This is a genomic window from Bacillus sp. LM 4-2 (assembly GCF_000978495.1).
Classification (GTDB): Bacteria; Bacillota; Bacilli; order Bacillales; family Bacillaceae; genus Bacillus; species Bacillus subtilis.
In genome coordinates, this window is record NZ_CP011101.1 from 1 (window position 1) to 11,256 (window position 11,256).

General features: G+C 44.3%; 7 protein-coding genes, 2 tRNA genes and 1 rRNA gene. All 10 read left to right on the forward strand.

Annotated features, from left to right (window positions below; genetic code table 11):
• The 10 genes from dnaA (at position 1) to bslm_RS00050 (ending at position 11,218) form a co-directional block, all read left to right on the forward strand.
• Positions 1-1,341, forward strand: coding sequence for a chromosomal replication initiator protein DnaA (gene dnaA, locus bslm_RS00005; protein WP_046380710.1), 1,341 nt, complete (start codon positions 1-3; stop codon positions 1,339-1,341).
• A gap of 188 nt (positions 1,342-1,529) precedes the next feature.
• Positions 1,530-2,666: a DNA polymerase III subunit beta gene (gene dnaN / locus bslm_RS00010; protein WP_003242509.1), complete on the forward strand. Its 1,137-nt coding sequence runs from the start codon at positions 1,530-1,532 to the stop codon at positions 2,664-2,666.
• A 130-nt stretch (positions 2,667-2,796) separates the two neighbouring features.
• Positions 2,797-3,012: a ribosome maturation protein RlbA gene (gene rlbA, locus bslm_RS00015; protein ID WP_003226810.1), complete on the forward strand. Its 216-nt coding sequence runs from the start codon at positions 2,797-2,799 to the stop codon at positions 3,010-3,012.
• Positions 3,013-3,027: 15 nt separating this feature from the next.
• Positions 3,028-4,140 carry a DNA replication/repair protein RecF gene (gene recF, locus bslm_RS00020; protein ID WP_003243515.1) on the forward strand — a complete coding sequence of 371 codons (1,113 nt, stop codon included), beginning with the start codon at positions 3,028-3,030 and terminating at the stop codon, positions 4,138-4,140.
• 17 nt (positions 4,141-4,157) lie between these two features.
• Positions 4,158-4,403, forward strand: a complete 246-nt coding sequence (remB, locus tag bslm_RS00025; RefSeq protein ID WP_003219266.1) for an extracellular matrix regulator RemB — start codon at positions 4,158-4,160, stop codon at positions 4,401-4,403.
• Between the two features lie 54 nt (positions 4,404-4,457).
• A complete protein-coding gene (gene gyrB, locus bslm_RS00030; RefSeq protein ID WP_003226808.1) occupies positions 4,458-6,374 on the forward strand; it encodes a DNA topoisomerase (ATP-hydrolyzing) subunit B in 1,917 nt (638 codons plus the stop codon).
• Between the two features lie 210 nt (positions 6,375-6,584).
• The gene (gene gyrA / locus bslm_RS00035; RefSeq protein WP_014475555.1) at positions 6,585-9,050 is read left to right on the forward strand and encodes a DNA topoisomerase (ATP-hydrolyzing) subunit A; all 2,466 of its coding nucleotides are present in this window, start codon (positions 6,585-6,587) and stop codon (positions 9,048-9,050) included.
• Between the two features lie 352 nt (positions 9,051-9,402).
• Positions 9,403-10,952, forward strand: a 16S ribosomal RNA gene (locus bslm_RS00040).
• 102 nt (positions 10,953-11,054) lie between these two features.
• Positions 11,055-11,131: transfer RNA gene (locus tag bslm_RS00045), tRNA-Ile, on the forward strand.
• Positions 11,132-11,142: 11 nt separating this feature from the next.
• A tRNA-Ala gene (locus bslm_RS00050) sits at positions 11,143-11,218 on the forward strand.
• Positions 11,219-11,256: the final 38 nt, after the last annotated feature.

Sequence of the window (11,256 nt, forward strand, 5' to 3'; positions counted from 1 at the left end):
ATGGAAAATATATTAGACCTGTGGAACCAAGCCCTTGCTCAAATCGAAAAAAAGTTGAGCAAACCGAGTTTTGAGACTTGGATGAAGTCAACCAAAGCCCACTCACTGCAAGGCGATACATTAACAATCACGGCTCCCAATGAATTTGCCAGAGACTGGCTGGAGTCCAGATACTTGCATCTGATTGCAGATACTATATATGAATTAACCGGGGAAGAATTGAGCATTAAGTTTGTCATTCCTCAAAATCAAGATGTTGAGGACTTTATGCCGAAACCGCAAGTCAAAAAAGCGGTCAAAGAAGATACATCTGATTTTCCTCAAAATATGCTCAATCCAAAATATACTTTTGATACTTTTGTCATCGGATCTGGAAACCGATTTGCACACGCTGCTTCCCTCGCAGTAGCGGAAGCACCCGCGAAAGCTTACAACCCTTTATTTATCTATGGGGGCGTCGGCTTAGGGAAAACGCACTTAATGCATGCGATCGGCCATTATGTAATAGATCATAATCCTTCTGCCAAAGTGGTTTATCTGTCTTCTGAGAAATTTACAAACGAATTCATCAACTCTATCCGAGATAATAAAGCCGTCGACTTCCGCAATCGCTATCGAAATGTTGATGTGCTTTTGATAGATGATATTCAATTTTTAGCGGGGAAAGAACAAACCCAGGAAGAATTTTTCCATACATTTAACACATTGCACGAAGAAAGCAAACAAATCGTCATTTCAAGTGATCGACCGCCAAAGGAAATTCCGACACTTGAGGACAGATTGCGCTCACGTTTTGAATGGGGACTTATTACAGATATCACACCGCCTGATCTAGAAACGAGAATTGCGATTTTAAGAAAAAAAGCCAAAGCAGAAGGCCTCGATATTCCGAACGAGGTTATGCTTTACATCGCGAATCAAATCGACAGCAATATTCGGGAACTCGAAGGAGCATTAATCAGAGTTGTCGCTTATTCATCTTTAATTAATAAAGATATTAATGCTGATCTAGCCGCTGAGGCGTTGAAAGATATTATTCCTTCCTCAAAACCGAAAGTCATTACGATAAAGGAAATTCAGAGGATAGTAGGCCAGCAATTTAATATTAAACTCGAGGATTTCAAAGCAAAAAAACGGACAAAGTCAGTAGCTTTTCCGCGTCAAATCGCCATGTACTTATCAAGGGAAATGACTGATTCCTCTCTTCCTAAAATCGGTGAAGAGTTTGGAGGACGTGATCATACGACCGTTATTCATGCGCATGAAAAAATTTCAAAACTGCTGGCAGATGATGAACAGCTTCAGCAGCATGTAAAAGAAATTAAAGAACAGCTTAAATAGCAGGACCGGGGATCAATCGGGGAAAGTGTGAATAACTTTTCGGAAGTCATACACAGTCTGTCCACATGTGGATAGGCTGTGTTTCCTGTCTTTTTCACAACTTATCCACAAATCCACAGGCCCTACTATTACTTCTACTATTTTTTATAAATATATATATTAATACATTATCCGTTAGGAGGATAAAAATGAAATTCACGATTCAAAAAGATCGTCTTGTTGAAAGTGTCCAAGATGTATTAAAAGCAGTTTCATCCAGAACCACGATTCCCATTCTGACTGGTATTAAAATTGTTGCATCAGATGATGGAGTATCCTTTACAGGGAGTGACTCAGATATTTCTATTGAATCCTTCATTCCAAAAGAAGAAGGAGATAAAGAAATTGTCACTATTGAACAGCCCGGAAGCATCGTTTTACAGGCTCGCTTTTTTAGTGAAATTGTAAAAAAATTGCCGATGGCAACTGTAGAAATTGAAGTCCAAAATCAGTATTTGACGATTATCCGTTCTGGTAAAGCTGAATTTAATCTAAACGGACTGGATGCTGATGAATATCCGCACTTGCCGCAGATTGAAGAGCATCATGCGATTCAGATCCCAACTGATTTGTTAAAAAATCTAATCAGACAAACAGTATTTGCAGTGTCCACCTCAGAAACACGCCCTATCTTGACAGGTGTAAACTGGAAAGTGGAGCAAAGTGAATTATTATGCACTGCAACGGATAGCCACCGTCTTGCATTAAGAAAGGCAAAACTTGATATTCCAGAAGACAGATCTTATAACGTCGTGATTCCAGGAAAAAGTTTAACTGAACTCAGCAAGATTTTAGATGACAACCAGGAACTTGTAGATATCGTCATCACAGAAACCCAAGTTCTGTTTAAAGCGAAAAACGTCTTATTCTTCTCACGGCTTCTGGACGGGAATTATCCAGACACAACCAGCCTGATTCCGCAAGACAGCAAAACAGAAATCATTGTGAACACAAAAGAATTCCTTCAGGCCATTGATCGTGCATCTCTTTTAGCTAGAGAGGGACGCAACAACGTTGTAAAACTGTCCGCAAAACCGGCTGAATCCATTGAAATTTCCTCCAACTCGCCGGAAATCGGTAAAGTTGTGGAAGCAATTGTTGCGGATCAAATTGAAGGTGAGGAATTAAATATCTCTTTTAGTCCAAAATATATGCTGGATGCACTAAAGGTGCTTGAAGGAGCAGAAATACGCGTAAGCTTTACAGGCGCAATGAGACCTTTCTTAATTCGCACGCCGAATGATGAAACGATTGTACAGCTTATCCTTCCTGTCAGAACCTATTAATCCGATACACTGCTGCCGACTTGTCGGCAGCTTTTCTATTCGGTATCTGCTCCGACAAGTTTTCCCTTTCCCTAATTCGTTTTTTTTTAGTACAATTAGATATTAGTGATATTTGAAAGAGGTCGATATAATGGCAAATCCGATTTCAATTGATACAGAGATGATTACACTCGGACAATTTTTAAAATTAGCCGATGTGATTCAGTCTGGCGGTATGGCGAAGTGGTTTTTAAGCGAGCATGAAGTGCTTGTGAACGATGAGCCGGACAACCGCCGGGGCAGAAAACTGTATGTTGGAGATGTGGTAGAGATTGAAGGATTTGGTTCATTTCAAGTCGTCAATTAAAGCGGGTGACACTGATTGTATATCCAGAACTTAGAACTGACATCTTACCGCAACTACGACCATGCTGAACTTCAATTTGAAAATAAAGTAAATGTGATCATCGGAGAAAACGCCCAGGGGAAGACAAACCTCATGGAGGCGATCTATGTCTTGTCCATGGCGAAATCGCACCGGACATCAAATGACAAAGAACTTATACGGTGGGACAAAGACTATGCTAAAATAGAGGGAAGAGTGATGAAGCAAAACGGGGCAATCCCGATGCAGCTCGTCATCTCCAAAAAGGGTAAAAAGGGCAAGGTCAATCATATTGAACAGCAAAAGCTCAGCCAGTATGTCGGGGCCCTCAACACCATTATGTTCGCGCCGGAAGATTTAAATCTTGTAAAGGGAAGCCCTCAAGTGAGAAGGCGGTTTCTTGACATGGAAATCGGACAGGTTTCTCCCGTCTACCTTCATGATCTTTCTCTTTACCAGAAAATCCTTTCCCAGCGGAATCATTTTTTGAAACAGCTGCAAACAAGAAAACAAACTGACCGGACGATGCTCGATGTTCTGACCGATCAGCTTGTAGAAGTTGCAGCAAAAGTCGTCGTAAAACGCCTGCAGTTTACAGCACAGCTCGAGAAATGGGCGCAGCCCATCCATGCAGGCATCTCAAGAGGGCTTGAAGAACTGACCCTGAAATACCATACAGCTCTTGATGTATCAGATCCCCTAGATTTGTCGAAAATAGGAGATAGCTATCAAGAAGCGTTTTCTAAATTAAGAGAAAAAGAAATTGAGCGTGGTGTGACGCTGTCAGGGCCTCATCGCGATGATGTTCTTTTCTATGTGAACGGACGCGATGTGCAGACGTATGGTTCTCAAGGACAGCAGCGAACGACGGCGTTGTCCCTTAAGCTGGCGGAGATTGACCTGATCCATGAAGAAATCGGAGAATATCCCATTTTACTATTGGATGATGTACTGAGTGAACTGGATGATTATCGCCAGTCACACTTGCTTCATACGATCCAAGGCCGTGTACAAACGTTTGTCACAACGACAAGCGTTGATGGCATTGATCACGAAACCTTACGTCAAGCAGGAATGTTCCGTGTGCAAAATGGTGCGTTAGTGAAGTGAAGAAATGAGGTGAGCAATTGTATATTCATTTAGGTGATGACTTTGTGGTTTCAACACGAGATATTGTCGGCATTTTTGACTTTAAAGCCAACATGTCGCCTATTGTTGAAGAATTTCTGAAAAAACAGAAACACAAGGTGGTGCCTTCCGTAAACGGCACGCCCAAATCTATCGTAGTCACGGTTCAGAATATATATTACTCTCCCTTATCTTCCAGCACATTAAAAAAACGTGCGCAATTTATGTTTGAAATAGATTCTTAGAAATTTTTTATCACGAATATATCGTTTAGAAAAGTGTAGGTGAATGACGTGGCTATGGAACAGCAGCAAAACAGTTATGATGAAAATCAGATACAGGTACTAGAAGGATTGGAAGCTGTTCGTAAAAGACCGGGGATGTATATCGGTTCGACAAACAGCAAAGGCCTTCACCACCTGGTATGGGAAATTGTCGACAATAGTATTGACGAAGCCCTCGCCGGTTATTGTACGGATATCAATATCCAAATCGAAAAAGACAACAGTATCACGGTTGTAGATAATGGCCGCGGTATTCCAGTCGGTATTCATGAAAAAATGGGCCGTCCTGCGGTAGAAGTCATTATGACGGTACTTCATGCCGGAGGAAAATTTGACGGAAGCGGCTATAAAGTATCCGGAGGATTACACGGTGTAGGTGCGTCTGTCGTAAACGCACTATCAACAGAGCTTGATGTGACGGTTCACCGTGACGGTAAAATTCACCGCCAAACTTATAAACGCGGAGTTCCGGTTACAGACCTTGAAATCATTGGCGAAACGGATCATACAGGAACGACGACACATTTTGTCCCGGACCCTGAAATTTTCTCAGAAACAACCGAGTATGATTATGATCTGCTTGCCAACCGCGTACGTGAATTAGCCTTTTTAACAAAGGGCGTAAACATCACGATTGAGGATAAACGTGAAGGACAAGAGCGCAAAAATGAATACCATTACGAAGGCGGAATTAAAAGTTATGTAGAGTATTTAAACCGCTCTAAAGAGGTTGTCCATGAAGAGCCGATTTACATTGAAGGCGAAAAGGACGGCATTACGGTTGAAGTGGCTTTGCAATACAATGACAGCTACACAAGCAACATTTACTCGTTTACAAACAACATTAACACGTACGAAGGCGGTACCCATGAAGCTGGCTTCAAAACGGGCCTGACTCGTGTTATCAACGATTACGCCAGAAAAAAAGGGCTTATTAAAGAAAATGATCCAAACCTAAGCGGAGATGACGTAAGGGAAGGGCTGACAGCGATTATTTCAATCAAACACCCTGATCCGCAGTTTGAGGGCCAAACGAAAACAAAGCTGGGCAACTCAGAAGCACGGACGATCACCGATACGTTATTTTCTACGGCGATGGAAACATTTATGCTGGAAAATCCAGATGCAGCCAAAAAAATTGTCGATAAAGGCTTAATGGCGGCAAGAGCAAGAATGGCTGCGAAAAAAGCCCGTGAACTAACACGTCGTAAGAGTGCTTTGGAAATTTCAAACCTGCCCGGTAAGTTAGCGGACTGCTCTTCAAAAGATCCGAGCATCTCCGAGTTATATATCGTAGAGGGTGACTCTGCCGGAGGATCTGCTAAACAAGGACGCGACAGACATTTCCAAGCCATTTTGCCGCTTAGAGGTAAAATCCTAAACGTTGAAAAGGCCAGACTGGATAAAATCCTTTCTAACAACGAAGTTCGCTCTATGATCACAGCGCTCGGCACAGGTATTGGGGAAGACTTCAACCTTGAGAAAGCCCGTTACCACAAAGTTGTCATTATGACAGATGCCGATGTTGACGGCGCGCACATCAGAACACTTCTGTTAACGTTCTTTTACAGATATATGCGCCAAATTATCGAAAATGGCTACGTGTACATTGCGCAGCCGCCGCTCTACAAGGTTCAACAGGGGAAACGCGTTGAATATGCGTACAATGACAAGGAGCTTGAAGAGCTGTTAAAAACTCTTCCTCAAACGCCTAAGCCTGGACTGCAGCGTTACAAAGGTCTTGGTGAAATGAATGCCACCCAGCTATGGGAGACAACCATGGATCCTAGTTCCAGAACACTTCTTCAGGTAACTCTTGAAGATGCAATGGATGCGGACGAGACTTTTGAAATGCTTATGGGCGACAAGGTAGAACCGCGCCGAAACTTCATAGAAGCGAATGCGAGATACGTTAAAAATCTTGACATCTAATCATAAAAAGCCTTATTTCCAATAAGAAATAAGGCTTTTTTCTGAACAAGATCAGATGCAGCAATGCTTGCAATACCTATATATTCTAGCAATTTAATGTGTATAATCATAAGTTTATTGATATAATGGAGAATAGTGAAATCGTATTGAAGGTCATAATGGACAATCTACTCCCACATATTTCATGTGATACTTCAGGGAGGTTTTTTAATGAGTGAACAAAACACACCACAAGTTCGTGAAATAAATATCAGTCAGGAAATGCGTACGTCCTTCTTGGATTATGCAATGAGCGTTATCGTGTCCCGTGCTCTTCCAGATGTTCGAGACGGTTTAAAACCGGTTCATAGACGGATTTTGTATGCAATGAATGATTTAGGCATGACAAGTGACAAGCCTTATAAAAAATCCGCGCGTATCGTTGGAGAAGTTATCGGGAAATACCACCCGCACGGTGATTCAGCGGTATATGAATCCATGGTCAGAATGGCTCAGGATTTCAACTACCGTTATATGCTCGTTGACGGTCACGGAAACTTCGGTTCTGTTGACGGAGACTCAGCGGCGGCCATGCGTTATACAGAAGCAAGAATGTCTAAAATCTCAATGGAGATTCTTCGTGACATCACAAAAGACACAATCGATTACCAGGATAACTATGACGGGTCAGAAAGAGAACCTGTCGTTATGCCTTCAAGGTTCCCGAATCTGCTCGTGAACGGTGCTGCCGGCATTGCGGTAGGTATGGCAACAAACATTCCTCCGCACCAGCTGGGAGAAATCATTGACGGTGTACTTGCTGTCAGTGAGAATCCGGACATTACAATTCCAGAGCTTATGGAAGTCATTCCAGGGCCTGATTTCCCGACCGCGGGTCAAATCTTGGGACGCAGCGGTATCCGGAAAGCATACGAATCAGGCCGAGGCTCTATCACGATCCGGGCAAAAGCTGAGATCGAACAAACATCTTCGGGTAAAGAAAGAATTATCGTTACAGAGTTACCTTACCAAGTAAATAAGGCGAAATTAATTGAGAAAATTGCCGATCTCGTAAGGGACAAAAAGATAGAGGGTATCACAGATCTGCGTGATGAGTCAGATCGTACAGGTATGAGAATTGTCATTGAAATCAGACGCGACGCCAATGCAAATGTCATCTTAAACAATCTGTACAAACAAACTGCTCTACAAACATCTTTTGGCATCAACCTGCTTGCACTTGTTGATGGCCAGCCGAAAGTTTTAACTCTTAAGCAATGCCTAGAGCATTACCTCGACCATCAAAAAGTTGTCATTAGACGCCGTACTGCTTATGAATTGCGTAAAGCGGAAGCGAGAGCTCATATCCTGGAAGGATTGAGAGTTGCACTGGATCATCTCGATGCAGTTATCTCCCTTATCCGTAATTCTCAAACGGCTGAAATTGCGAGAACAGGTTTAATTGAACAATTCTCACTGACAGAGAAGCAAGCACAAGCGATCCTTGATATGAGGCTCCAGCGTTTAACGGGACTGGAACGTGAAAAGATAGAAGAAGAATACCAATCTCTTGTTAAATTAATTGCAGAGCTAAAAGACATCTTGGCAAATGAATATAAAGTGCTTGAGATCATTCGTGAAGAACTCACGGAAATCAAAGAGCGTTTTAACGATGAAAGACGTACTGAGATCGTCACTTCCGGACTGGAGACAATTGAAGATGAAGATCTCATCGAGAGAGAAAATATCGTAGTTACTCTGACGCACAACGGATACGTCAAACGTCTTCCTGCATCAACTTACCGCAGTCAAAAACGGGGCGGAAAAGGTGTACAAGGTATGGGAACAAACGAAGATGATTTCGTTGAACATTTGATCTCTACGTCAACTCATGACACGATTCTCTTCTTCTCGAACAAGGGGAAAGTGTATCGTGCAAAAGGGTATGAAATCCCTGAATACGGCAGAACGGCAAAAGGAATCCCGATTATTAACCTGCTGGAGGTAGAAAAGGGTGAGTGGATCAACGCGATTATTCCAGTCACGGAATTCAATGCGGAGCTTTACCTTTTCTTCACTACAAAGCATGGGGTTTCAAAACGAACATCGCTATCTCAATTCGCTAATATCCGCAACAATGGTCTAATCGCTCTGGGTCTTCGTGAAGATGATGAACTGATGGGTGTACGTCTGACTGACGGCACAAAACAAATCATCATTGGAACGAAAAACGGTTTACTGATCCGTTTCCCTGAAACAGATGTCCGGGAGATGGGAAGAACTGCGGCGGGCGTAAAAGGCATCACCCTGACGGATGACGACGTTGTTGTCGGCATGGAAATTTTAGAGGAAGAATCACACGTCCTTATCGTAACTGAAAAAGGGTACGGAAAACGAACTCCGGCTGAAGAGTACAGAACCCAAAGCCGGGGCGGAAAAGGACTCAAAACAGCGAAAATCACCGAGAACAACGGTCAACTAGTAGCAGTGAAAGCTACTAAAGGTGAAGAGGATCTAATGATTATTACAGCTAGCGGCGTACTCATCAGAATGGACATCAATGATATCTCCATCACCGGACGTGTCACTCAAGGTGTGCGTCTCATCAGAATGGCAGAAGAAGAGCATGTTGCTACAGTAGCTTTAGTAGAGAAAAACGAAGAAGATGAGAATGAAGAAGAACAAGAAGAAGTGTGAGAAAAAGCGCAGCTGAAATAGCTGCGCTTTTTTGTGTCATAACCCTTTACAGTCATAAAAATTATGGTATAATCATTTCTGTTGTCTTTTTAAAGACACAAGCATGACCATTATGACTAGTAAAAACTTTTTCAAAAAAGTATTGACCTAGTTAACTAAAAATGTTACTATTAAGTAGTCGCTTTGAGAGAAGCACACAAAGTTCTTTGAAAACTAAACAAGACAAAACGTACCTGTTAATTCATTTTTATAAATCGCACAGCGATGTGCGTAGTCAGTCAAACTAGGGCCTGCACGACGCAGGTCACACAGGTGTCGCCGCAGGATGCGGTGAACTTAACCTGTGATCCATTTATCGGAGAGTTTGATCCTGGCTCAGGACGAACGCTGGCGGCGTGCCTAATACATGCAAGTCGAGCGGACAGATGGGAGCTTGCTCCCTGATGTTAGCGGCGGACGGGTGAGTAACACGTGGGTAACCTGCCTGTAAGACTGGGATAACTCCGGGAAACCGGGGCTAATACCGGATGGTTGTTTGAACCGCATGGTTCAAACATAAAAGGTGGCTTCGGCTACCACTTACAGATGGACCCGCGGCGCATTAGCTAGTTGGTGAGGTAACGGCTCACCAAGGCGACGATGCGTAGCCGACCTGAGAGGGTGATCGGCCACACTGGGACTGAGACACGGCCCAGACTCCTACGGGAGGCAGCAGTAGGGAATCTTCCGCAATGGACGAAAGTCTGACGGAGCAACGCCGCGTGAGTGATGAAGGTTTTCGGATCGTAAAGCTCTGTTGTTAGGGAAGAACAAGTACCGTTCGAATAGGGCGGTACCTTGACGGTACCTAACCAGAAAGCCACGGCTAACTACGTGCCAGCAGCCGCGGTAATACGTAGGTGGCAAGCGTTGTCCGGAATTATTGGGCGTAAAGGGCTCGCAGGCGGTTTCTTAAGTCTGATGTGAAAGCCCCCGGCTCAACCGGGGAGGGTCATTGGAAACTGGGGAACTTGAGTGCAGAAGAGGAGAGTGGAATTCCACGTGTAGCGGTGAAATGCGTAGAGATGTGGAGGAACACCAGTGGCGAAGGCGACTCTCTGGTCTGTAACTGACGCTGAGGAGCGAAAGCGTGGGGAGCGAACAGGATTAGATACCCTGGTAGTCCACGCCGTAAACGATGAGTGCTAAGTGTTAGGGGGTTTCCGCCCCTTAGTGCTGCAGCTAACGCATTAAGCACTCCGCCTGGGGAGTACGGTCGCAAGACTGAAACTCAAAGGAATTGACGGGGGCCCGCACAAGCGGTGGAGCATGTGGTTTAATTCGAAGCAACGCGAAGAACCTTACCAGGTCTTGACATCCTCTGACAATCCTAGAGATAGGACGTCCCCTTCGGGGGCAGAGTGACAGGTGGTGCATGGTTGTCGTCAGCTCGTGTCGTGAGATGTTGGGTTAAGTCCCGCAACGAGCGCAACCCTTGATCTTAGTTGCCAGCATTCAGTTGGGCACTCTAAGGTGACTGCCGGTGACAAACCGGAGGAAGGTGGGGATGACGTCAAATCATCATGCCCCTTATGACCTGGGCTACACACGTGCTACAATGGACAGAACAAAGGGCAGCGAAACCGCGAGGTTAAGCCAATCCCACAAATCTGTTCTCAGTTCGGATCGCAGTCTGCAACTCGACTGCGTGAAGCTGGAATCGCTAGTAATCGCGGATCAGCATGCCGCGGTGAATACGTTCCCGGGCCTTGTACACACCGCCCGTCACACCACGAGAGTTTGTAACACCCGAAGTCGGTGAGGTAACCTTTTAGGAGCCAGCCGCCGAAGGTGGGACAGATGATTGGGGTGAAGTCGTAACAAGGTAGCCGTATCGGAAGGTGCGGCTGGATCACCTCCTTTCTAAGGATATTATACGGAATATAAGACCTTGGGTCTTATAAACAGAACGTTCCCTGTCTTGTTTAGTTTTGAAGGAACTTTGTTCCTTGAATAAGTTAAGATGGGCCTGTAGCTCAGCTGGTTAGAGCGCACGCCTGATAAGCGTGAGGTCGGTGGTTCGAGTCCACTCAGGCCCACCATCTTATATAACGGGGCCTTAGCTCAGCTGGGAGAGCGCCTGCTTTGCACGCAGGAGGTCAGCGGTTCGATCCCGCTAGGCTCCACCAACGTGTTCTTTGAAAACTAGATAACAGTAGACATCACA

What these genes read in the sequence shown, in the direction of transcription:
- rlbA (WP_003226810.1), top strand. Translation starts at nt 2,797, where the DNA reads ATGGCAAATCCGATTTCAATTGATACAGAGATGATTACACTCGGACAA.
- dnaN (WP_003242509.1), top strand. Translation starts at nt 1,530, where the DNA reads ATGAAATTCACGATTCAAAAAGATCGTCTTGTTGAAAGTGTCCAAGAT.
- gyrA (WP_014475555.1), top strand. Translation starts at nt 6,585, where the DNA reads ATGAGTGAACAAAACACACCACAAGTTCGTGAAATAAATATCAGTCAG.
- dnaA (WP_046380710.1), top strand. Translation starts at nt 1, where the DNA reads ATGGAAAATATATTAGACCTGTGGAACCAAGCCCTTGCTCAAATCGAA.
- gyrB (WP_003226808.1), top strand. Translation starts at nt 4,458, where the DNA reads ATGGAACAGCAGCAAAACAGTTATGATGAAAATCAGATACAGGTACTA.